General features: G+C 73.8%; 18 protein-coding genes. 6 read left to right on the top strand and 12 right to left on the bottom strand.

Annotated elements, in window-relative coordinates:
• Window positions 1–255: 255 nt before the first annotated feature.
• Window positions 256–1,287 carry a L,D-transpeptidase gene (locus tag ACSYGN_RS08850; protein WP_460393635.1) on the top strand — a complete coding sequence of 344 codons (1,032 nt, stop codon included), beginning with the start codon at window positions 256–258 and terminating at the stop codon, window positions 1,285–1,287.
• Between the two features lie 164 nt (window positions 1,288–1,451).
• Here ACSYGN_RS08850 and ACSYGN_RS08845 read toward each other — a convergent pair whose 3' ends face one another.
• Entirely contained in the window at window positions 1,452–2,420 is a 969-nt protein-coding gene (locus ACSYGN_RS08845) for an AraC family transcriptional regulator (protein ID WP_460393633.1), read from the bottom strand.
• Window positions 2,421–2,744: 324 nt separating this feature from the next.
• Here ACSYGN_RS08845 and ACSYGN_RS08840 point away from each other — a divergent pair, with 324 nt between their 5' ends.
• The 5 genes from ACSYGN_RS08840 (at window position 2,745) to ACSYGN_RS08820 (ending at window position 6,975) form a co-directional block, all read left to right on the top strand.
• Entirely contained in the window at window positions 2,745–3,182 is a 438-nt protein-coding gene (locus ACSYGN_RS08840; RefSeq protein ID WP_460393631.1) for a hypothetical protein, read from the top strand.
• Between the two features lie 171 nt (window positions 3,183–3,353).
• Complete coding sequence (locus tag ACSYGN_RS08835) at window positions 3,354–4,277, top strand: hypothetical protein (RefSeq protein WP_460393629.1); 924 nt, start codon at window positions 3,354–3,356, stop codon at window positions 4,275–4,277.
• On the top strand, window positions 4,274–5,599 hold the full coding sequence (locus ACSYGN_RS08830; RefSeq protein ID WP_460393627.1) for a hypothetical protein: 1,326 nt from the start codon (window positions 4,274–4,276) through the stop codon (window positions 5,597–5,599). The genes ACSYGN_RS08835 and ACSYGN_RS08830 overlap by 4 nt, the downstream gene beginning before the upstream one ends.
• 28 nt (window positions 5,600–5,627) lie before the next feature.
• Window positions 5,628–6,674: an AmmeMemoRadiSam system radical SAM enzyme gene (amrS, locus tag ACSYGN_RS08825; protein WP_460393625.1), complete on the top strand. Its 1,047-nt coding sequence runs from the start codon at window positions 5,628–5,630 to the stop codon at window positions 6,672–6,674.
• A 4-nt stretch (window positions 6,675–6,678) separates the two neighbouring features.
• A complete protein-coding gene (locus ACSYGN_RS08820) occupies window positions 6,679–6,975 on the top strand; it encodes a radical SAM-modified peptide, FtsH ternary system-associated (protein ID WP_460393623.1) in 297 nt (98 codons plus the stop codon).
• Between the two features lie 206 nt (window positions 6,976–7,181).
• Here the strand turns inward: ACSYGN_RS08820 and ACSYGN_RS08815 are convergent, their stop codons facing one another.
• From ACSYGN_RS08815 to ACSYGN_RS08765, 11 genes are all read right to left on the bottom strand, one after another.
• On the bottom strand, window positions 7,182–10,334 hold the full coding sequence (locus tag ACSYGN_RS08815; protein ID WP_460393621.1) for a hypothetical protein: 3,153 nt from the start codon (window positions 10,332–10,334) through the stop codon (window positions 7,182–7,184).
• 415 nt (window positions 10,335–10,749) lie between these two features.
• Window positions 10,750–12,561 (bottom strand): hypothetical protein, encoded by a 1,812-nt coding sequence (locus ACSYGN_RS08810; RefSeq protein ID WP_460393619.1) that lies wholly within the window; start codon window positions 12,559–12,561, stop codon window positions 10,750–10,752.
• 157 nt (window positions 12,562–12,718) lie between these two features.
• On the bottom strand, window positions 12,719–13,402 hold the full coding sequence (locus ACSYGN_RS08805; RefSeq protein WP_460393617.1) for a hypothetical protein: 684 nt from the start codon (window positions 13,400–13,402) through the stop codon (window positions 12,719–12,721).
• Window positions 13,399–13,683, bottom strand: coding sequence for a hypothetical protein (locus ACSYGN_RS08800; protein WP_460393615.1), 285 nt, complete (start codon window positions 13,681–13,683; stop codon window positions 13,399–13,401). Before ACSYGN_RS08800 ends, ACSYGN_RS08805 begins: the two co-directional genes overlap by 4 nt.
• Window positions 13,684–13,686: 3 nt before the next feature.
• Window positions 13,687–14,481: a hypothetical protein gene (locus ACSYGN_RS08795; RefSeq protein WP_460393613.1), complete on the bottom strand. Its 795-nt coding sequence runs from the start codon at window positions 14,479–14,481 to the stop codon at window positions 13,687–13,689.
• A gap of 176 nt (window positions 14,482–14,657) precedes the next feature.
• A complete protein-coding gene (locus tag ACSYGN_RS08790; protein WP_460393611.1) occupies window positions 14,658–15,833 on the bottom strand; it encodes an AAA family ATPase in 1,176 nt (391 codons plus the stop codon).
• 34 nt (window positions 15,834–15,867) lie between these two features.
• Window positions 15,868–17,784, bottom strand: coding sequence for an ATP-binding protein (locus ACSYGN_RS08785; RefSeq protein ID WP_460393609.1), 1,917 nt, complete (start codon window positions 17,782–17,784; stop codon window positions 15,868–15,870).
• Complete coding sequence (locus ACSYGN_RS08780; protein WP_460393607.1) at window positions 17,781–18,581, bottom strand: hypothetical protein; 801 nt, start codon at window positions 18,579–18,581, stop codon at window positions 17,781–17,783. Before ACSYGN_RS08780 ends, ACSYGN_RS08785 begins: the two co-directional genes overlap by 4 nt.
• Before the next feature lie 13 nt (window positions 18,582–18,594).
• Window positions 18,595–19,680 (bottom strand): JAB N-terminal domain-containing protein, encoded by a 1,086-nt coding sequence (locus ACSYGN_RS08775; RefSeq protein ID WP_460393605.1) that lies wholly within the window; start codon window positions 19,678–19,680, stop codon window positions 18,595–18,597.
• Entirely contained in the window at window positions 19,670–21,229 is a 1,560-nt protein-coding gene (locus ACSYGN_RS08770; RefSeq protein ID WP_460393603.1) for an effector-associated domain EAD1-containing protein, read from the bottom strand. The genes ACSYGN_RS08775 and ACSYGN_RS08770 overlap by 11 nt, the downstream gene beginning before the upstream one ends.
• Entirely contained in the window at window positions 21,226–22,251 is a 1,026-nt protein-coding gene (locus ACSYGN_RS08765; RefSeq protein WP_460393601.1) for a HesA/MoeB/ThiF family protein, read from the bottom strand. The genes ACSYGN_RS08770 and ACSYGN_RS08765 overlap by 4 nt, the downstream gene beginning before the upstream one ends.
• Window position 22,252: the final 1 nt, after the last annotated feature.

Raw genomic sequence — 22,252 nt, 5'->3', positions numbered from 1 at the left:
CCGCACGTCTGCTAAATGACTTAGTTTTACCTCGAACGGAGGACGGCAGTGCAGCACAGTCGACGCGGGCTCTCGGAGCCCGCAGGCCCACGGAGCCGACGCAGGCGGTTCGGATGCGTCGTCCTCACCGCAGCCGGAATCGTTACGCTGGCGGCGTGCAGCCGGGGTGCGTCGGCGTCGGACGGCTCGAAGGCGGGGGGCGGGGCGGCCCCGGGCAAGGCCAAGGGGGTGGCGGCTGTCTCACTCTCTCCGGTGGTGAAGGGTGACCAGGTCATAGCCGACGAGCCGCTCGTCGTGAAGGCCCAGGGCGGCAAACTGTCCTCGGTGTCGGTCGTCACCCGCGACGGCAAGGTCCTCGACGGCAAGGTGTCCGCCGACGGCGCCATTTGGACCTCGACCCACGACACCGAGTACGGCACCGGCTACACGCTCAAGGCCGAGCTCACCGGCTCCGACGGCTCCAAACTCTCCCGTAGCAGCAGCTTCACGACGGTGAGCAAGCAGGACATCTTCGTCGGCACCTACAACGTCAATGCCGGTTCGACCGTCGGTGTCGCCCTGCCGGTGTCGGTGGTGTTCAACAAGCCGATTCACGACAAGGCGGCGGTGGAGCGGCAGCTCAGTGTCACCTCCTTGCCGGCCGTCGAGGGCTCCTGGAGCTGGATGAAGGACCGCGATGGCAAGGACCGCGTGGACTACCGCCCCCGGGACTACTGGAAGCCGGGAACCAAGGTGACGTTCCGGATGGACCTGGTCGGGGTGAAGAGCGGCGACCTGATCGGCACGCAGAAGCGCGAGGTCGACTTCACCGTCGGCAAGGCGGTCACCACGACGGTCGACGTCGTCAAGAAGACGCTGACCCTGAGCGAGAACGGCAAGGCGGTGCGGACCATCCCGGTCTCCGCCGGCAAGAAGTCCTTCGAGACCTGGAACGGCACCATGGTCGTGCTGAGCAAGGTCCCCAGCATCCGGATGAACTCCGCCACGGTCGGCATCTTCGGACCCGAGGCGTACGACCTCGGTTCGGTCAAGTGGGACGTCCAGCTCACCCCCTCCGGCACCTACACCCACGCCGCGCCCTGGAACGAGGGCAAGTTCGGCAAGGTCAACGCCAGCCACGGCTGCATCGGGATGAGTACCGCCGACGCCAAGTGGTACTTCGAGCGCGTGAACTACGGCGACCCGGTCACGGTCGTCAACTCCAAGGACACCGCGGCTGTCAACAACGGCTACGGCGACTGGAACGTCGACTGGGCCAAGTGGAAGGAAGGCAGCGCCCTGAGCTGACGGCCCGGCACCGCCTCGTCACGAAGTCTTTGCCCACCACGCGTCCGCCGTCCAGGGCAAAGGCTTCGTCACCCTCTGTGCCGCGGCAATTGGGTCGGCGAGGGCATAGGCGTGGTTGGGCAGGTTCTCGCTAGCCCCGCCGATGGCCCGGGCCCGTGCCCGGGTCAGCGGGGTTCGTGGCGCATCTCGCGGGGGCTGATGCCGAAGCGGCGGCGGAAGGCCGTGCTCATGGCGCTGGCCGAGGAGAAGCCGGCGGCGTAGGCGAGTTCGGTGATCGTCAGGTGTTCGCAGTGGCCGCAGCGGAGGCGGTCGCGGACCATGCGCAGCCGTTCCTCGCGGATCAGGTCGCGGGGGGTGGTGCCCGCGCGTTGGAGGGCCAGCTGAATCTGGCGCAGCGACCAGCCCAGGGAGCGGGCCATGGACGTGCCCGTCAGGGCCGGGTCGGTGGCGTGGGCGCGGATGTGGCGGCGGACCACCGTCTCCACCTCGGTCAGCGGGTTCGCCGGGTCCGCGCGGTCCTCGCCGGAGGTGAGCATGCACAGGAGCTCGACGATGCGGTCCGCCACCGCGTTGAACTCGGGGGTGCTGAGCGTGTGGCGCTCCTCGTGCAGCTCGTCGAGCATCGAGCGCAGCACCCGGCCCAGGCCCTGGGCCAGATCGAGGGCGGTGGCCATCGGGGGTCTGCGGTTCAGCGGGTCGTCCATCTCGCGGGCCGGGATCGTCAGGACGTACACCCAGGTCGCCGGCTCCTGGACGCAGCGGAACGGCGCCCCGAAGGCGAGCAGCGCGCCCGATCCCGGGGAGAGGCTGGCCTCCCGGTCGTCCTGGCGCAGGGTGATCCTGGCGTCGATCGGGACCAGGAGACGGTAGTCGTCGTCGGGGGCCAGGTGGATCTGCTGGGTCGTGCGGCCGTACTCCGGCTCGTCCGCTCCGAAGCGGGTGAGGCGGTAGGTGGCGTAGGCGGCGGTGCGCCGGCGGGTTGTCGCGTTGTAGAAGGCGTCGGCGGTGCGCTCGTGGCACCGGTCCGACGGGGATCCGTACGGTGCCGGGTGCCCGGCCTCTGAGCCGGCCCGTTCGTGCGGGGCCGGACCGTAGGTGCTCTTCGACTCCACGAGGTAACTTCCCGCGGGCAAGGTGACTCCTCCGCTGGAATGGTCCGATGGCATATGTGGAAGCGGCGCGGGTAAGCGTTCGGGCGTGAACTGCCCTGTGCTCACAGGTCGTTACGTGTAGTCAGGTTAGGGCACGGGGTGGGGCGGGCCGAGCGTCGGGGGACATTTGGCATATGCCAACGGTAAGTTGGAGGTGGGGGCGCGTATCGGCGCCGGTCGTCTTGGGGTTCCGCCGTCCGTACGGTGCGTGCGCACCGGCACAACTTCCGTGCGCGTGCACGCAAGCCGGGGGACGGGTCCGGACCTAGGGTTCGACATGTTCGGATCAGAAGACGTGTGGGGGCGATGACGGTGAGAGCGGTCCCGGGTTGGCTGCCGGGGCGCGGCGCGGAGGTGCGCGCTCTGGCTGCCGGTGACTGGTTCGACGCCGTACGTGTGCCGCTCGACCTCGGCCTGACCGCGCTGCGTCTGCTCGGCGACGACTCCGGCGCGGTGATCCGGGACGGCTTCGGCGCCATTCTCTATTGGCTGGTCGCCCCCGGGTCCGCTGACGGGTGGCGGCTGGAGCGGGTCTCCGTCCTCGGGCGCGGACATCATGTGGCGTTCCCGCCCCTGCACCGCACCGCCGGTCCGGGCCTGTACTGGCAGGTCCCGCCGACCCGTGGCCACGGCCGGCCCACGGCTACCGACGGGCCGGCGTCCCCCTGGACCAGCGCCCCCCGCCTCCACGCCGCCCTGCACGCCGCCCTCCACGAGGAGGACCGGCAGGCCCCGGCCTCCTGAGCCGCGCCGCGACACCTCACCCCGCCCCCTCCTCCGATCCGGGCCGCTGTCCAACAGACGTTCGCCCCAGTCCGGTTGACGCGTGTCGGTGGTGCCGCGCTGCTAGCCTGCGCGCAGGTCGTCGGACGAGACGCAGGTCGTCGGGCGAGGCAGGGGAAGGAGTTGACCGGCGTGGTCCAGCCGTTCGCCGTGTACCGGGACGCCATGCGTGAGGCGTGGGGCGACTGGTGGCTGGCCTGGCCGCTGCTCCAGCAGGTCGCCGTCGGCGATGTGTTTCAGCTCGCCGACGGCTCCGTACGCACCGCCGGGACCCTCGCCGAGCGGCGCGTCCCCTTCCGGGAGAGCCCGCCCGCGGCACGCGGCAGCTTCGTCTACGACGCCGGTGGCGGCCTCGATGTGCGCTTCAAGGCGTCCGGCACCACCGACCCCCTGTTCTCGGCGCTCGCCGACGCGGATGCCGGAGTGCTGGTGCGGTTCGCCCGGGAGCGCGCGGCGCTGGTGGCGTACCGGGGGCTGACCGCGTCCGGGGTCACCGATGTGCGGGACCTCGCGGTCAGCCTCATCGGCCGTTACTGGCAAGGCCGTTGGGATGCGGAACTGCTCGCGGTGACCGAGGTCGTCAGGGCCGATGCCGCCGCCGTCCTGGTGGCCGCGGGTGCCGAGGCCGCCGTGGAACTGCGGTTGGCCACCTCCGCCGGGGCCGGGCCGGTGCAACTGGTCGACCTCGCGGGCGCAGCCCAGGTCGCGCACAGCCGACGGCTCGGCTTCCAGTGGGTCGGCGACACGGCCACCCCGCTCTACCGGGTCGTACGGCTGCGGCGCACCTGGCTCGGCGGGGTGCGCCGGGAGTTCGGGCCTCCGCAGCCCGGCCAGGGGCTGAGCGGTGAGCCCACCCCGCCGGTGCTGCTGGAGGAGGCCCTGGACGATCCGGCCGCCGTGCTGGAGTCGCTGCCGTCCCCGCAGTGGTCCGAGGGGCCCGGAGCCGAGGAGCCCGGGTCCGAGGAGCCCGGGGCAAGGAAACCTGAGGCCGAGGAGCCCGGGCCGGAGAAGTACCGCCGAGACCCCGGGGCTGAGGTCCCCGGGGCGGAGGTGTGACCGCCCCGCTGTCCGAGCGGCGCGCCGCCGCCCGGCGGCACGCGGTGGACGGGCTGCTCGGCGAACTGCGCCAGTGGGAGGGCGTCAGCCGCCTCGGCGGCCCGCTGGAGAAGCACCGCAGCCAGATCGACGCCGTGCTCGCACTGCTCGGCCCCGGCGTGGCAGACGTCCGCGCCCGGCTCGACGACGGGCACGGCGCCGAGGTGCCCGCCAGGATCCTGGACCTCCACCACGTCTGGGACTTCTACCGCACCCGCCTCATGCTCCGCAGGGTGCGGGAGTACCGGCGCACCCTGGACGTCGCCGACGAACTCGCCTGGCAGTGCTACCGGCCCGTCCTGGATCTCACCGGCGCCCGCCCCAAGGAGCCGCCGCTCACCTGCTTCAGCCGCACCGCCGCGCCCCGCGCCCATCGCCGGGGCAGCGCCTACCACGACCTCCTGCCCCGCGGCGGCATCCACACCCGGGAGGGTCGGGCCGCCGCCGCGTGTCTGCCGTTCCCGGTGATCGAGATGCCCTGGCACTACGGCTCCCGGCCACCCGCGCTGCTGACGGTGACCCATGAGACCGCTCACCACATCGAGGACGACCGCGGCCTCGGCGACGAACTCCAGCTCCGGGTACGGGAGTCCGCCGGATTGTCCGCCGACCGGTCCGCGCACTGGGAGCGGTGGGCGGGGGAGGCGTTCGCCGATGTGTGCGCGGCGGTCGTCTGCGGGCCAGCCTACGCCGGAGTCCTCACCGAACTCCTCGCCGGAGACGGACAGGACGAGGCCGCGGTGATCGAAATGACGGACGAGGAAGCGGAGTTCGACGGACCCCACCCGCCCCCCGCCACCCGGGTACGGCTGGCCCTCGCCGCCGCCCGCGCGGCCGGGCACCCCGGCGAGTACGAGACGCCCGACCCGGAGACCCAGCGGATCGCCGCCGCCCTCCTGGACGGGGGATACCGCGGCCTCGACGGCCATACCCTCATCGATCTCCTCCTGCCTCCGGACACCGCCCGAGTCCCGCGCGGCGCGGCCCGGTTGCTGAACGGCCACCCCTCGGGTTGCGGCACCGCCGCCACCGTCCTGGCCGCCGCCGCCCTCGCCTTCCAGACCGACCCCGCCGCCTACGACACCCACGGCACCGCCGACCGCGCCGTCACCGAGGTACTGCGCCTGCGCCCCACCGGCTCCCGGGACGCCCTCCCGGCGTCGGACACCGACCCGGCCCGCCGGACCGCCCGCGCCGAGGCCGCCGTAGCACTGCTCGCCGCGCTGGACGCCACCGCGGAACCGGGGCCGACGGACGGGCCGAGTCGGCGCGTTCGCCCGTGAGGCGGCAGGGAACGGCGTTACTCTGGCGATGGCTCAGAAACCGGACGAGGGACGGTACATGGCCCTGAAGTGGACACCGGCACTGCTGCATCGGCCGCACCACGGGCGGGTGCAGTGCGTCCTGTGCCCCTTCCGCTGCTCCCTGCAGGACGGTGAGACGGGACTGTGCGGGGTCCGCCGCCGGGCCGGCGATCGGCTGGAGACGGCGACCTTCGCGTCCTCCGTACGGCACTGGGACACCGTCGAGCGCAAACCGCTGTTCCACTACCGGCCCGGCACGCCCTGTCTCACCCTGGCCGCGCCCGGCTGCACCTTCGCCTGCGACTACTGCATCAACCACCGGATGTCCCAGTACGGCCGTGAGGACGCGGTCCCCTGGGACGCCGAGCCCGTGGACCCCGCCGAGGTCGTCGCCGAGGCCGCCGCCCGCTCGGGCTGCGTGGCGATCTCGTACACCGAGCCCTCCCTGGCCCTCGAACTCACCGCCGCGCTCGCCGAGTCGGGCCGACCGCTCGGTGTGGACGTGGTGTGGAAGAGCAACGGCTTCCTCACCCCCGAGGGGGTCGGACTCGCCGCCCGGTATGTCGCCGCCGTCAACGTCGACCTCAAGACGCTCGACGAACGCGACCACCGCGAGCTCACCGGCGCCCGCCCGGGTCCCGTCCTGGATGCGCTCACCGGGCTGCGCGAACTCGGGGTGTGGGTCGAGGTGTCGACCCCGCTCATCCCCGGACTCACCGATGAGCCACGCCAGTTGCGGCCCATCGCACGCGCCCTGGCCGCTCTGGACCCGCAGATGCCCTGGCATCTCGTCCGGGCCACCCCCGCCCACCACCGCACGGGCCATGCGCCCACCCCCGTCGCCGCGCTGGAGGCCGGGGTGCGGACCGGGCACGAGGAGGGGCTGCGGCATGTGTATGTGGAGCGGGCCCTGGGGGCCGAGGGGCGGGCCACCCGCTGCCCGGAGTGCCGTACCACCGTGGTCGCACGCGACATCTGGGCGCTCGACGGCAGCACACTCGAACCCGACGGACGGTGCCCGCGCTGCCGGGCACTCGTGGAAGGACGCTGGTGATCCCGTGATCGAGCAGAACATCCCCGACGAACTGCCCAACGACCGCTCCGACACCCGTTCCGACGCCCGCGTCGACGACCGGTCCGTCCCCCACCCGCACTACCGGATGGTCCCGCACATCCCCGACCTCATCCAGCCCGAGGAGTACGAGCAGCATCCGCAGGGCCGCCTGGTACGTATCAGCATCAGCAGCGACGGCAACGGTGTCCAGCTGATCGGCGACGCCTTCCGCCCGGAGCTCCTGGAGAGACTGCTGGAGTCCCTGGGACCGGATGACATCGAGCAGATGCTGTGCGGGTGACGCGGGCATTGACGCGGGCTGCTTGGGCGGACTCACTGGCGGAGCCCGCCGTACGGCCCGTCGGCGGAGGCGCTGTCCGTCGGCCGCTCGGGGGATTTCGCCCCCGCCGCCCCTTCCCGTTCCCGTCCCTGGGGGCTGCGCCCCCAGACCCCCTGTCGGCCCTTCGGGCCTCGTCCTCAAGCGCCGGACGGGCTGGAAGAAGCGTCTCACTCCTCCAGCAGCAGTGCCGTGAGCGCTGCTCGCAATTGTTCGGCGGACGGGTCCGGGGGGAGGACGTGGCGGTGGGGGGACTGTTCTCGCCAGGGGATGTGGGGGTAGTGCACGCGTAGTTCGCGCAGGCCCGGGAGCGGGGTGGGGCGGAGGTAGGGGTGGCTGAGCAGTACCACCCTCGGTGGGCCCGACACATCGGCGGTGAGCCGTGCCGCCACCACCCCGGCCTCCCGGAACGCGGTCGCCACGTCACCCGCCTCCAGCGCGCCCGTCGCCCACACCCGCACCAGGTCCTCCGGGCCCGCCAGCACCCCCGCCCGCCACGGCTCGGTCAGCGGTACGAGGGCGCAGGGGCGGCCCAGCCGCAGCGCCGCCGACGCCATCAGATGCGCGGCGAGCCGCAGCACCGAGCCGACCTTGCCGTGGGTGGCGGGCGTGTCGTCGAGGACCAGGACGACTCCGTGCGGGTCGCGCGGGAGACGGCCGCTGCTGGTGCGGTACAGCAGCTCGTCCCGGGCGTGCCGGGCGCGCAGCAGGTCGGTGGGCAGGGCGAGTTGGGTGGGCAGCAGACGGTTCGCGGGGCCGTGCCGGGCCAGTCCCGAGCGGCCGGTGCCGCCCGCGCCGCCCACCGCGAGCCCGGTGTCGCCGTCCAGCAGGCGCAGGCCCAGGAGGGCACGTTGTTCGGGGCCCGGTGGGGTGAGTGACAGCCGCAGTGCGCGCATCCTGGCGGGCAGCGTGGGGTCGGCGGCGACCGCCTCCGGGCCCAGGATCCGCAGCAGCGCCAGCAGCCGGTCGTCCACGGCGCCGAGGGCCGCCGTCAGCTCGGTGAGCACCGGCGCCGAGCGGCGCGCGGGCACCGAGGAGCCCGCCAGGGCCCGGCCCAGGGCGTTTGCGAGGTCGTCCGCCGTGGCCTCCGGTGGCGGCAGATACGCCGGGTCGCCGGACAGGGCGGCCACGAGCAGCAGGGCCAGACCCGCCTGTGCGGGCCCCGGCCAGCCCAGTTCGCGCAGCGCGTGCAGCCCGCGGTGGTCCGCCAGGGCGCGCAGCCGGGGCGGGACCGTGCCGCGCAGCAGCGCCAGTACGTCCGCCAGCAGGTCCAGCGGCACCGCGAACCCGCCCGCCGCGGCGAGCGCCCCCACCCGCACCAGCTCCTCCTGCCCGCTGGGCGGCACGGCGCCGGAGCCGGTGAGACCGCCGGTGAACAGGTCCCAGAGGACCACCGCCCCCGAGTTGTAGGTCGCCGCGAGCTGGTCCCCGACCGGTGACCAGCGCAGCGTCCACAGATGCCGGCCCACCCCCTCCGGCGGCAGCAGCGAGCGCACCCGGCGGCCCTCCTCGGCGTCCCACACCTCGGCCACCGACTCCTGGTCGGCGGACGGGAGGGCGAGCAGCCGCGAGTCGGCGCACCAGGACAGCGCGGGCGCCCAGTCCCGGCCCCCGGCCTGCCCGAACTCCCGCAGCCGCCGCCAGGACGCGGTGTCCCACACGGCCACGGGACCGCCGGTGCTGCCCTCGGTCGCGGCGAGCCGGGTGCCGTCCGGCGACCATGCCACCCGGCACACCATGGCGTCCCGGTCCGGCCACTCCAGCACCCGTACCCGACGCCACCGCTGTCCGGCGCCCGGACCCCATACGATCACCCGGCCCCGGGTGCCCGCGGCGAGCAGCCGTCCGTCGGGGGAGAACGCGGGGCGCCGTACGCCGTTCTCGACCGGCAGCCGCTGTGGGCCGCCCGCGTCCCGGTCCAGATCGTGGACCAGCAACTGCACGGGTTCCGGGCCCGATTCAGGTACCGCCCAGCGCAGCGGGCGCACCGGGTCGGCGGCCACGGCCTGGCCCGCGGGGCGCTCGGCGATCAGCCGTCCGGTGCGCGGCTCCACCACCCGGTTCACCCCGGTGCCGCAGTGCGCGGCGAGCACCAGCACCGGCTCGGGCCCGGCCAGGCAGACAGCGTCGTACCAGCCGTGGTCGAAGCCGTTCACCGCCTGCTCGCCGACGGGAGCCGTGCCGTCGGCGGCGAACTCCAGGATCCGGCCGGGCCCGGACTCGCACCAGTGCCGGGCGCCGTCCGGCGACCATGCCAGGGCGGGCGCCACACAGCCCGTCCCGGCGCCCGGGAGCAGCGCCGAACGCAGCACGCCCCGGGGCCGTTCCGCGGACCGGGTGTGGACCTTGCCCACGGTGACACCCATCGCGTTGGCCCAGCGGCGCAGCGCGGCCGGATCCCGGCGCCGGTGCGGACGCGGCACGGAGCCGGGCGGCTCCCACACGGCCACCGAGTCGTCGTCCAGGCGGGCGGCGAACAGGCCGCTGGCCGAGAGCGCGAGGTCGCCGGGTCCGGTCACCCGGCCCGGCAGCACCCCCAGTGTGTCGAGCCCCGGGCCCAGGATCCGCAGCCCCTCCAGCACCGAACCGGCGATCAGCAGCGAGCCGTCGTGGCTGTACGTCAGCGCGGTCACCCGGTGCGGCAGGAACTGCCGGCGCAGTTCCCGGCCGGAGCCCGCGTCCAGCAGCCGCAGTCCGCTGTAGTCCTCGACGGCCACGGTCCCGTTCTCCGGCGAGGCGGCCACCCGGCGCAGCTCCCGGAACGGCCCGCCGAGCGTGCCGGTCATGGTGCGGCCCTGCGGCTCCCACAGTTGCGCGGAGGTGCCGGTGGCCACGCACAGGATGTCCGGCGTGCCCGGCACCCAGGCGACCTCGACCACCGGGTCGACGCCCCGCAGCCGGGCCACGGACTGGTCGGTCCGGTCGAGCAGCAGCACGTCCCCGGACCGCAGCCCGGCCGCCAGCAGCCGCCCGTCCGGCGACAGTCCTACGGCGGTGACCTCGCCCTCGTCGTGCAACTGGCCGGGCAGCTCCAGCAGTTCACCGGTGTCCGCGTCGACGAGCGCCAGCCGCCCGCCGGTGAGCAGCAGCAGCCGGTCACCCTCGGGGTTCCACACGGCGGCCCCGCCCGCACCGCCCGGCCCCTCCCGGGACGCCAGCCGCCACACCGTCCGCCCCTCGTCGTCGTAGCGCACGACTTCCTCACCGTGTACGACGACCAGTCCGGTGCCGTCGGGCGAAAGACACAGACAACGCGCGTCGACGGCGGCCAGGGTGAGCACCCGCTGGGCGTACCAGGGGGCGTCGGGCCGGGCGGCCGTCACCGGGGGCCACCGGGGGCCGACGCCCTTGCCGCGGGGGCGCGTCGGGCGGGTGCGGTGTCTGTCACGGCGCCGGGTACGAGGCCGCGGCTCTGTCCGGGAGCGGCGCGCCACCTGAACCGCTCGACGGGCCACCTGAACCTAGTGCCCTGCGCGAATCCGGCACGTCCCGCGGATACGGTGCATCGCGCGGCCCCGATGCCGGACCCGGCCCCGATGCCGGACGCGGCCACGGCGCCGGACGCGGCCACGGCGCCGGACCCGGCCACCGCGTCCCGCATGGCGGAACAGCCCGGCGTGGCCGAACCGCCCGTCGCCGTCGCCTCGCCCGGCCCGAACGCCGCGCACGCCGCGCCCTCCGTCCTCACTGCCCCCTCCGTCCTCACTGCGCCCCCCGCCCTCACCGTGCCCCCCGCCCTCACCGTTCCTCCCCCAACTCCTCCGCCGCCCGTTCGTACATCTGGGCCGCGCGCTGGAAGTGGCCCGCCTGTTCCAGGAGTTCGGCGGCCTTGCGGTAGTCGCCGCGCAGAAGGTGCTCCATCGCCTCCTGGTTGAGGCGGGCGCGTTCCGTCTCCGTGGTGCGCGGGGCGGACGGGGTCGTGGGGTCCGGGGCGGGGACCAGGTCGGCCAGGCGGTTCAGCAACTCCCGTGCCGGGTGCGACAGTCCGCTCTCGAAGGCCGGTGCCGCCGGTACCCAGAGCTGCCAGGCCGGCCGTACGTCCGCCAGCCGAAGCTGCCACGCGCCGTCCCTGCACAGCACCTTGATGACATCGGGCCCCAGCCCGAACACCTCGTCGCGCGCCGGTTCCGGCAGCGGGGGATTCAGGACGCAGCCGCTCTCCAGGTAGAGGGATCCCGGGCCCGCCTGGTAGACCGGCACCCCGAACGGCAACGCCTCCAGCAGCCCTGGTGGTTCAGTCACCAGATGCCGTCCCGGGCCGAAGGCCACCACCGCCGTCTCGTGCAGCGGGCGGCAGCGCAGAAACCGCCGCAGACCGTCCAGTTCGGCGTCCGCGACCAGTACGGCGTCCACCCGGCGCGGGGCACGGGCGCTGGGCACCAGCCGTACCGGCAGCGGCGGACCGAGCGCGGGCACCGGCACCGGGACCGAGACGGGCGCCCTTGTGCGGCCCCGTACCGGGCCCGCGTCGAGGAGTTCCGCCGATGCCGGTTCGCCCAGCGGACGCCACTGCCAGGGCGGCCCGGCCGCCGCACGCTCCACCACCACATGCCGTCCCGGCGGGGTCTCGTCGAGCAGCAGGGCGTCGTCCAGCGGCAGCCGCAGCCCGAGGTCCACCAGCACCCGGCCGTCGGGATCCGCGGCCCGGCACGCCACAGTCCCCGGCAGCCGACCGCACGCCTCCACCAGCCCCCGCGGCACCGCCCCGGCCGCGCCGAGGCGCAGCAGCAGCCAGCCGGGGTCGCCCCGCCCCGCCCCGTCCAGCCGCTCGACCGGTGTGAATGTGGCCGCAACCCCGGCGGCCAGGCTCCGGCGCAGCAGCCAGCGGGCCAGGGCGCCCGGCGCCAGCACCGAGATCTCCCGCAGCCCCTGCGGCGGGGCGCCGACCGGGCTGTGCGCGGCGAGTTCGGCCACGGGGAGCGGGGCCCAGCCGGCCACGTCGGCCATCCGGGGCGTGGGCGGCGTCTCGCGCCGGGCGTGTTCCGCGGTGGTGGCCGGCCACGGGATGCGGGGCGCCGGGGCGGCAGAAGCGACGGGGGCGACGGGGGCGGCGGGCGGCGGCCACGGCAGGCGCGGCACGGTCGGTGCCGGAGGCACGGGCGGTGCGGGTGGTACCGGCGGTGCGGGTGGTACGGGCGGTGCGGCGGTGGTCCGGTCCGGGACACCACCCGCCGGGTCCGAGGGGTCGTAGGGCCACAGCAGTCCGTCCCCGTCCGGCTGGAAGGCGGTACCGCCGTATCCGGCGACCAGCGGCAGGGCCGCCAGATGCGCCGTGTCCAGCAGCACCCACACCGAGTCGTCGTACGGCGAGCTGCGCAGCCCCGGCACACCCAGTTCGGCGGTGGCCGCGAGATGGCCGAGGGCGGCGCGCGGCGCGGGGAAGCGGGCCGCGGCGGACCAGGGCGAGGCCTGCGGCGGTTCGGGAGCCGGGGGACCGTACGGGGGTTCGTCCGGCGGCGGGGGCGGGGGGACCCTGCCGCCGGATGCGTCCACCGGTCTGGCCGTGAAGCGCGGCGGCGCCGGTGGCGGGGTGGGCGGCGGTTCGGGCACCGCTGAAGGGAAGAACCTTCTCTTGCGGCGGCGTGGAGTCGTCATAGGTACGGGTCCCCCGATGAGTGGAGCGGTGTTGCCGATGTGTCCTGTCGTGCCTGAACGGAAGTCTTGTGGTGCTTGTGGTGCCTGTGGTGCTACCTGTGGTGCTGTGGTGCTAGCCGGCCGCCGGGGTGTCCGGCTGCGGTGGTGGCGGGCCGGTCGGTACGCCCGTGGTGTCGCCCAGGGCGTGGACCGCCCACCGCTGCCAGCGGCCGGCGCAGCCCGGCACACCTGCGCGGTAGGACGCGGCGAGGACCAGCGCGCCGAGGTCGGGTCTGCGGATCGCGTCGGCCGCGGCGACCGCCCACCGCTCGGCCTCCACCCGCTCCCGGGCCGGGGCGAGGGTGCCGATGCGGTCCGGCACCCCGGACAGGGTGGCCACCAGGGCGGCCGTGGTGCCGTAGGCCAGCGCGGCGGCCAGTTCGTGGCCCAGCCGACGGCGCAGCCGTTCGCCGGGGCCGGTGGGCCGGGCCGCGGCGAACAACTGCTCGGCGGTGGCGTAGGAACGGGTACGGGTGACCAGGGTCCAGCCCGCCCACAGCGGGTCGCCGGCCTGCTCGAAGCATGCGGCGGCCTCCTCGGGGCGATCCGCCCGCAGCAGGCACTCGGCGGCCAGGCGGGCCCGGCCCGCGCCGCGCCAGCAGTCGGCGGCACGGACCAGATCCCCGGCCTGTTCCCACAGTTCGGCCGCCCGCAGCCGGTAGCCCGCCTCCTCGTGGCAGCGGGCGGCCTGCGCCAGGTCGCCCGCCTGCGCGTAGCAGAGGGCGGCGCGTTGCAGGAGGCCGGGCTCGCGGATCATCCGTCGCCTTGCCTCAGCCGCTCGTCGCGCCGTACGGCGTCAGTGTTCTCGTCCTCGGCCGCGGGCCGTTGCCCCGCGGGCATGCTCTCGCGGCCCCGGCTCACATCGACGACCTCCTCCACACCGGGCCTGCGGTCCAGCACCTGGCCCAGGTCGAAAGCGATCTGCTCGTGCGCGGCGTCGTGGTCCTGGACCCTGGTGGTGCGCCCGATGTCGTCCACCTGGAACAGTTCCACCTCCCCGGTCTCGGCGTTGTAGCGGAACTCGACCCTGACCCGCATCGCTCAGGCCTCCATCTCGAACTGGATGCTGAGCACCCCGTCCGTGTCGTCTACCTGGAGGGCCTGGGCGCCGTGGGTACGCGCGTACTCCAGGATCGCGTCGCGGTAGGCCACCGCGAGGACCTCGTGCACCGGGCGCAGGAAGTCCTCCCTGGCGTCGGCCAGCCGGTCGGCCGCGTCCCGGGACAGCTCCTCCCGGCGCTGCTCGGCCGGTGCCGCCAGCCGCCGCTCGGCCTCCTCCTGGGCCTCGGCGTCGAGTTCACCGCGCTGCCCGGCCAGCAGGTGCTGCCCGGCGAGGCGTTCCTTCTCCTCCTTGCGGGTGATCTGCTCGGCGGCGTCCTGGTCGGCGCGCTGCTGTGCCTCCAGCCGGGCGGAGCGCTCCGCGACATCCTTGGTCAGACCGCCCCAGCTGTCGTCGTAGTAGCGTGCGGTCTCCTCGGCGGTGGCCTCCACGACGACCGTGCCCTCCACGGTGCGGGTCACCTCGGCCTCGGCGGTCACCACATCGCTCACCCAGGTCGTCATCTCGATCTCGCCCGTGTCGAGGTGATAGGTGATGGAGCCGTCCTCGACGTCCAGCCGGTAGGTGCCGTCCTGCCAGGTCCAGCGGGTGTCGGCGCCGAGCGCCGTCTCGAAGGCACGGCGGGCCGCCGCGCCCAGCTGTGTCCCGAACGGCTGCCGCAGCGTGGCCTGCCCGGCGACCTCCATGCTGGCCCGGCCCGTTCTGCGCAGTTCCTCCTGCCACATACGGGTGAGCCGACTCGAGGCCCGGACCTGGACCCGTCGGGGATTGCACATCGGATAGCCTCCCTGCTGTCTTGCCCAGTCGAAACGGTCTCGCCTGCCCTGCCCTGCCCAGCGGCACCGGCCACGGACCCGGCCACGGATCCGGACCCGCCACGGACCCGGATCCGGACCGAACCCGCCACCGCCCCCGCCTCTCCCCCCGCCTCTGCCTCCGCCTCCGCCCCCGCTCACCCGAACCGGTCGAGCAGCGCGTTGACCCCGGCGATGATCCGGGACAACTCCGACTCGGCACCCGAGTCCACCGGCTGATGCTCCCTCAGCTCTCGTGACAGGTCGCCGAGTTTGTGCAGCCCGTCGATGACGCTCCACTCGCTGGGGTGGCGCCCGCCGGTGAGCGGGGCGCTGATCTCCCGGGCGTCGAGCAGGATCTCGCGGTCCGGGCGGCGCCGCCGGGCCGGTTCGCCGCCGTGCTTCTCCACCACGGCGTGCACGGCCTCCTCGACGGTGACGCGGTCGGCCGGGTCGGTCCAGATGTACGCCAACGGCCACAGGTCCACCGGCTGGGCGGTGTGCGACTCCCGCAGCAGCGCAGCCCCCGCGACCAGCTTGAGGCTGCGCACCACCCGCCGGTCCGACAGTCTGACCCCTTGGATCAGCAACTGCCGTACCAGCTCCCGGTGTTCACCGAGCACCGGATCGAGGTCGATGTCCCGCAACCGCAGCGCGAGCTGCCCGAGGCGCTCCACGGTCAGCGTGCCGGTGACCTGTGGGCGCGGCCCGGCCGCCGCGCCCACCGACGCCGCCAGCCGACGCTTCTCGTGCTCCCACCCCACCCGGAGCAGCCGCTCCAGACCGATGCCGCCGACCGGCTCGACCTGGAGCCGGATCAGGAACCGGTCGGAGAAGGCGGTCAGTCCCGGGTCGTCCGGGATGTCGTTGGTCGCGCCGAGCAGACTGATCAGCGGAGCGTTCTCGGCGTGCGCCCCGTTGTGGTAGCGGCGCTCGTTGAGCAGGGTGAGCAGGGTGTTGAGGATGGCGCTGCTGCCCTGGAACACCTCGTCCAGGAAGACCAGTTCGGCCTGCGGCAGCATCCCCTCGGTGCGCACGTGGTACGTGCCCTCGCGGAACCGCTCGAAGTCCAGCGCCCCGAAGATCTCCGACGGCTCGGTGAACCGGGTCAGCAGATAGCTGAAGTGCCGCGCCTGGATGTGCCGGGCCAGCGCGGCGATCAGCTCGCTCTTGGCGGTGCCGGTCGGCCCGAGCAGCAGCGCGTGCTCCCGGCACACCATGGCGAGCTGGAGCAGCCGTACGGCACGCTCGCGCCCCACGAACTCGTCGCCCAGCCGCCGCCGTACGTACTCCAGGTCCCTGACGGTGTCGACGGTGTCCTGTCCCCAGCTCACCCGGTACCTCCTCTCCCGTCCTGCCGGTGTCCGTTCAACGCCTGCTGGAGCGCCGCTGCTCACGCCGGGTGCGCTGCAACTGGCCGACGATCTGGCCCAGTTGCTCCGGGGTGGGCGGCAGCGGCGGATTGCGGAAGTGCGCGGCGACGAACGCGTCGCGGAACACCGAGTGGATGTCGTCGCCGTTGCGGCCGCGCAGGGCCGCCGCGATCAGCTCGTCCACCCCGCCGCCGACGTCGATGCCGAACTTCGCCGCGTGCAGGTTGATCATCTTCAGCCGGGCCTCGTCGTTGGGCACGTCGATGCCGATGGTCTCGAAGCGGCTGGGCCGCAGCAGCGCCTCGTCGATCAGGTTCAGCCGGTTGGTGGTGCCGATCACCAGCGTCGGCACCTCCGGGCGGAAACCGTCCATCTCCGTGAGGATCTGCGCGACCACCGCGTTGCCCGCGCGGGTGCCGCCGTCGGAGTGGTCGGAGCGGCGCGAGGCGATCGAGTCGAACTCGTCGAACACCACCACCGAGGGGGCGTTGCGGCGTGCCTCGGCGAAGATCTCCCGCACATTGCGCTCGCTCTCGCCGACGTAGGTGCCCATGATCTCCGGGCCGGACACCACGAGGATGGTGGCGTTCATCCGGTTGGCGATGGCCTTCGCGAACAGCGTCTTGCCGGTGCCGGGCGGCCCGTGGAAGATGAAGCCGCGCGGGATCAGTTTGGTGCGCAGATGGTCGTACTCCGGGGGCAGCCGGTGGTGCCCGATGACGATGTCGATGGCCCGCTGGATGTGCTCCTTGACCTCGTCGTAGCCCGCGATGTCGTCGAAACCGACGTCCGGGACCTCGAAGTTGCTCGACATCTGCGCCTTGAACGCGCGGATCGTGGCGTACAGGTCGCGGGCGGTGGGCGCCTCGGCGTCGCGGTGCACGCTCATCGCGTAGCGCATCGCCTGGCGCAGCAGCACCGGGTTCATACCGGCCACATGCTTGTAGCACTCGACCGGGTCGTAGCGGCTGAAGCGCTCCGACTCGGATACCGTCACCAGTGCCCGGCCCAGCGGCTGTTCCTCGTCGTCGTCGCGGAACCACACGGTGCGCGGCACCCCCGTGATCGACACCCGGGTGCTGAACCGCTCGGCCAGCACCTCCGGCACCGACAGGGAGGGCGCCGCGAACGCCAGCATCACCCGCTCGGGCGCCCCGTGCAGCAGCTCGGTCACCTCGCGGGCCTCCGCCGACAGCGAGCCGTCGCTGCCCCCGGCGAGCAGATCGAGGTGCTGCACCACCAGCACCGTGTCGTCGTTGAGGGCACGCACCAGCTCCCGCAGCCGGGCCAGCAGCCGCTGCCGGGCGTTCTGCTGGACCGGGATCAGCTGATCGCCCTGCGGCGGGCCCGCCTCCTGCGGCTGGGCGGCGGTGCCGTCGGTGGAGTCGTCGGTGGACTCCAGGACCTCGGCGCGCAGCCCGGCGCGGCTGGCCATCTCCCGCCACAGATGCGGCACGACCGGTTTCTCCGCGACCACCAGCACCGACAGCCGGGCCCGCAGCAGCGAGGCCACCTGGGCGATGTCCCGGCCGTACGCCAGCACGGTCGCCTCGGCCTCGTGCAACTCGTCGGGCTGCGGATGCCGGTACTCCGGCTCCGCGGGCGCGGCCTCCACCGGGGGTGTCTCCTGCGGCGGCTTGCTGAAGGCGATGGGCTGCGGCGCGGCGGTCGGCGCGGTGTACGTCGGTGGGTAGACCGGGGTGCCGTACGCCAGCTCCGACTGGAGCAGCAGATCCGCGGAGACGGACTCCCAGCGCAGCACCGCCCAGCCCGGTTCCAGCGGGGTGAGCAGGGTGTACGGCCCTGACGCGAGGGCCTCGGCGACGGTGATACCGCCGGGCTGGCGGCGCAGCGCCCGCAGGGCGCTCTCGTCGGGTGCGACGACGGAGATCCGGCGTGTGGACGTGGTCATGCGTTCATCGCCTCCAGTCGTTCGAACTGCCGGAACAGCCGTACGCCCGCCAGATAGTGGCGGGTGATCCCGGTGCGCGCCTTCACCAGCCGGGGGTGCGAGCGCTCCAGCCGGGCCAGCGCGGCCCACCACTGGGCGACCGGGCGGGCGGCGGGCAGGTCGGGCGGCGGGACGAGGACGGCCCCGGCCCGGTCGAGCAGCGAGCGGTGCGCGGGCAGGTGCCGCAGCAGCGCCGCCTCGTACACGTCGAGCACCAGCTCGCGCTCCGTCATGCGCAGCCGGTCGAGCACCTGGCCCCGCCACAGGGCCTGGCCGGGGGAGGCGGGGGCCTCGCAGTACACGGTGACCAGCAGACGGCGGCCGTGCGGATGCTCCAGCAGGACGTCCTCCAGGAGGAGTTCGGCAGCGGCTTCGCCCGCCCGGGTGGGCCGGTCGAGGAGCGCGGTCAGCGGTGAGGCGTCCCGCAGCCGGCCGGCCAGCACCGGGTCGGCCGCGCAGTGCCGCAGGGCGGGCGCGACCACGGCGTGATGGGCGAGGGCGTCCCACAGCGAACGCGGCGGCGGTACGGCCCGTACGGCCTCGGCGGCCAGCCCCGCCCGGCCGCGCGCGCCCACCGCGGCAGCCAGCACCACGGCGCCCGCGCCCACCGGGCGCCGCTCGGCCGCCGCGGGCCCGTCCAGCCGCAGCCGGGCCGCGGTCCGCGCGGCCAGCCCGGTCACCGCCGCCGTGATGTCCGGCGGCGGACCGGCCAGTGCCTGGGGGTCCGTCAGATCTCCCTCGGGCGGGGCGGATTGCACCGGCTGCCCCGGTTCAGCGGCCGTCGACCACTGCAGTACGCGCAAGGCGGTATCGACCGCGCTCATCCCTCACCCACTGTTCGCACTCCCGGACGTCGTCCCCGGAGCGCGCGTAGAAGCGCAGCAGCCGGCCGTCGCCCGTGATGTTGATCAGTCCGGCCACCTGCCACGGCTGCCGGAACGTGCCCAGATGCAGTTCGACGTCGACGGCGGACAGGCCCATGTCGTCCCCGGAGAACAGATGGGTGTGGTACCAGCCCATCAGCTGCTTGTCCTCGCCCGCGATCGTGATCAGCCGGTTCATCTCGCGGAACGAGTCCCCGGTGAACGTGAAGTGCAGCGCCCCGGCGCCCGAGTGGTCCGCCGGGGTGACCTCGGTGATCTCGACCAGATAGCGTTCCCCGCCGCCGTGCCTGCCGCCGCTCCTGCTGTCCCCGCCGCCGGTCACCCGCAGCACCTTGCCGAGCAGGAAGCCGCCCTCCTCCAGCCGCAGGGACAGCTTCATCAGATGCAGATGGTCGTAGGTTCCGCCCGGCAGCAGCACGGTCACCGGTCCCAACGTGTCCGGGTCCAGGCCGAGTTCGGCCGGATCCACCTCGGGGACCGGCGGCTCGGCGACCTTCCGGACGGTGAAACTGCGCCGCGGCTCCCTGAGATCGAGGTCCATGGCGCCCGCCACCTCGGGGGTCGAGCGGCCCAGCGCCATGCCGCTGATCGACGGGTGGTCGAGACAGAAGCCCCACACCTCCTCGTCCGGGTCGATCTGCTGCACCACGTGCTGGAGCACGGGGCCGAGCAGCTCCCGCACCGGGAACTCCCGGTCCAGGACACTCTCGCCGTTGCGGGAGATCACCACCCCGAGCCGGCCGATCTGGGCGCGCAGATTGTGGATGGTGCGCGGACCGTCCATCAACCGCGGGTCCGGCCTGCGGACATAGCGCAGATGCATGATCAGATGCTCGTCCTGGTCGCCCTTCTCCAGGAGCTGCCGCAGCGCCTCGACCAGCAGCGAGGTCAGCGAGATCTTGCCCACCAGATCGAACGACGTGCCCTTGTAGAGCAGCACCATGGCCGTCGCGGCACGGTTCTCAGCGCTCATCCGGACCCGCTTCCACGCCGATGCGCTCATCCGCGCCCGCTTCCACGTCGGTGTCCGCGGTGGTCTCCACCCGGTGCAGGGTCAGGGACCGGGCGCGGCCTGCGGGCCGGATCAGCCCGGCGCGGGCCAGCCAGGTGGTGCCGCCGATCTCCTTGATGCGTTCCTGCCCCTCGATGGAGAACGCCCAGGCCGCGGCGGCCCCGTCCAGATAGCCGCCGCGCTCGATGATGTCCCGCACCAGGCTGTCGAAGTCGAGCGCCATCTCGTAGTCGTGCGGGAGGATCTCGTAGTTGCGGTAGCAGGCCATGTCGATCAGCATCTGGCCGACCGAGTACAGGCTGAGGTCGGGTGTGTAGTCGGTCATCAGAGGGCCCAGGCACACCGAGCCCTTGCGCTCCGGGTCACGGGCGATGTTCGGATGGAACACCTCCGACACCCACAGCACCCGCGGCGCCTGGATGGGGAACTCGCCCGGCAGCCACACCACCAGCTCGTGGTGGTCGATGACCTTCGGGTCCAGCGGCCAGGCCTCCATGTCGTCCGGCGGGGCGAAGCCGGGCACATGCAGCTCCACCTCGAACCTCACGGGCCACCTGTCGTCGTCCATCCTGACGAGCGTGAACTCCGGGTGCTCGTCGGCGAAGTCGGTGATGTCGTCCCGGGCACGGGAGATCGCCTCCAGCCGCAACTGGGCGTCCACCCCGGCCGTCGACTCGGCCGACACCTCCAACTGGCCGCCCTCCCGGACCCCTTGCCCGTGCAGCGGCACTTCCGGGTCCAGCCGGCGGGCCTCGCCGTTCTCGTCGCGGAAGTCGACGACCGCCCGCAGCAGCTGGCCGTTGGCGTCGCGGGCCACCTCCGGGCGGTACTGCGCCCACACCGCCGGGACCAGCTCGCTCGGCAGGGTGGTGTTCGGCACGTACTGGATCTCGTACAACTGCCGGTCGGGGCCCATGATCTGGAGCCGGGTGTAGAGGGCGGGCCTAAAGCCGTGCTCGCCGTACAGCACCTGCACACCGGGCGCGATGCGCTCCACGCGCTCCTGGAGCTGCTCCTGCACCGTCTGGGGCGGCAGATCGGCGACCTGGAACGCCGCCTGCTGGTTGCCCGCGTACAGCTGGAGCGCCTCCGGGTCGACGATCTCCCGCAGCAGCCGGTGGAACTCCGGGTACGCCTCGCTGCCCACGAACTCCACGGTCCGGTACAGGGTGTCGGCGTTGCCCGCGGCCTGGGCCTGCTCCTGCCGCTCGGCCCGCAGGAAGGTGAGGATCTTCTGGAGGTCGTGGTTGCCCGGCCAGCGCCGCAGGGCGGTCTCCACCAGCCTGAGCAGTCCGTCCTGCTGCACGGCGCCGAGTTCGAGGGCGCGTACGAGGTCCCGCCAGAAGGCGACCACCTCCTGGGCGCCGTCCCAGCGCGGTCTGGTTCGCGGCGGGAACTCCATGTCGTCGAGGAGTTCCTCGGCCTGGTTCTGGGTGCGGTAGAGATCGGCCAGGGTGTCGATCAGGGCCCGTTTGATCTCGGTGGGCAGCTTGGCTGGGTCGGTGTTCACCGGGAGATTCCTTTCCCGCCGGCCTCGGACAGTTCCAGATACCGGACTTCGCTGGTGCGGCCGGCCCGCAGGACCGGCAGGATCTCGCGCGGCGCGACACCGAGATCGGTGAGGCGGGCGCGCGGCGGGGCGTCGGCGAGCCGGGTCGACTCCCGCGCGGGTGCGGCCCCGGGCAGCGGCGCCCAGGTCAGCACGGACTCCTCCGGGCCGAGCCGGGCGGCGAGTTCGGCCGGGGTGGACAGCACCGTGTGCTCGGTCGACGCCACCCGGTCGGCCGGGATACGGGTGTGCAGCGGGCAGTGCGGGTCACGGGCGAGCCGCACCGGGGTGGCCGTACCGCCCGCCGCGTCCACCCGGACCAGCCCCGGCGCGGTGTCCGCGCCGCACAGCAGCCGTACGGCCGTCACCGCGAGCCAGGAGCCGATCAGCGCCGAGACCGGCGCCGAGGCACCGGCCTCCCGCGGCGCGGCGTCGGTGCAGGCCCACGGGTCGTCCTGGGCCGCCCGGTCCCTGGGACCCAGCCCGCAGCCGAAGCACGGCCCCGACGGCTCGTACAGCCGTATCTCCCCGCCCCACGGTCCGGTGCCGCCGTCCAGCAGGGCGGCGCCCATCTGGAGACACCGCCCGGCGAGCTGGAGGCGTGCGGCGAGGCTGTCCAGGCAGCTCACGACCAGCGAGGCGTCCCGCAGCTCGGCCAGGCCCACCCCGCTGATCAGGGGTGCGACCCGGGCGTCCACCCGGGTCACCGGCGACAGCCCGGCCAGTCGGCGCGCGGCGACCGCCGCCTTGGGGCTGCCCACGTCGGCGGGGAGGAAGAGGGGGGCGCGGCTGAGGTTGGACTCGGCGATCTCGTCGGGGTCGCACAGCACCAGCCGCCCCACCCCGGCCAGCGCCAGCTGCTGGGCGAGCTGATTGCCCAGCGCGCCGACCCCGCACACCACGACGGTGGCCGCGGCGAGCCGCTGCTGGTCCCAGCCGGGGAGATGCGCGTGCCGCGCGAAGCGCTCCGAGGCGGCCGCCATG

The sequence above is a fragment of the Streptomyces sp. YIM S03343 genome, from assembly GCF_054729195.1.
This window is presented reverse-complemented; position numbering and strand designations above follow the sequence as displayed.

What these genes read in the sequence shown, in the direction of transcription:
- ACSYGN_RS08775 (WP_460393605.1), bottom strand. Translation starts at nt 19,680, where the DNA reads ATGAGCGCTGAGAACCGTGCCGCGACGGCCATGGTGCTGCTCTACAAG.
- ACSYGN_RS08795 (WP_460393613.1), bottom strand. Translation starts at nt 14,481, where the DNA reads ATGTGCAATCCCCGACGGGTCCAGGTCCGGGCCTCGAGTCGGCTCACC.
- amrS (WP_460393625.1), top strand. Translation starts at nt 5,628, where the DNA reads ATGGCTCAGAAACCGGACGAGGGACGGTACATGGCCCTGAAGTGGACA.
- ACSYGN_RS08840 (WP_460393631.1), top strand. Translation starts at nt 2,745, where the DNA reads ATGACGGTGAGAGCGGTCCCGGGTTGGCTGCCGGGGCGCGGCGCGGAG.
- ACSYGN_RS08805 (WP_460393617.1), bottom strand. Translation starts at nt 13,402, where the DNA reads ATGATCCGCGAGCCCGGCCTCCTGCAACGCGCCGCCCTCTGCTACGCG.
- ACSYGN_RS08765 (WP_460393601.1), bottom strand. Translation starts at nt 22,251, where the DNA reads ATGGCGGCCGCCTCGGAGCGCTTCGCGCGGCACGCGCATCTCCCCGGC.
- ACSYGN_RS08785 (WP_460393609.1), bottom strand. Translation starts at nt 17,784, where the DNA reads ATGACCACGTCCACACGCCGGATCTCCGTCGTCGCACCCGACGAGAGC.
- ACSYGN_RS08800 (WP_460393615.1), bottom strand. Translation starts at nt 13,683, where the DNA reads ATGCGGGTCAGGGTCGAGTTCCGCTACAACGCCGAGACCGGGGAGGTG.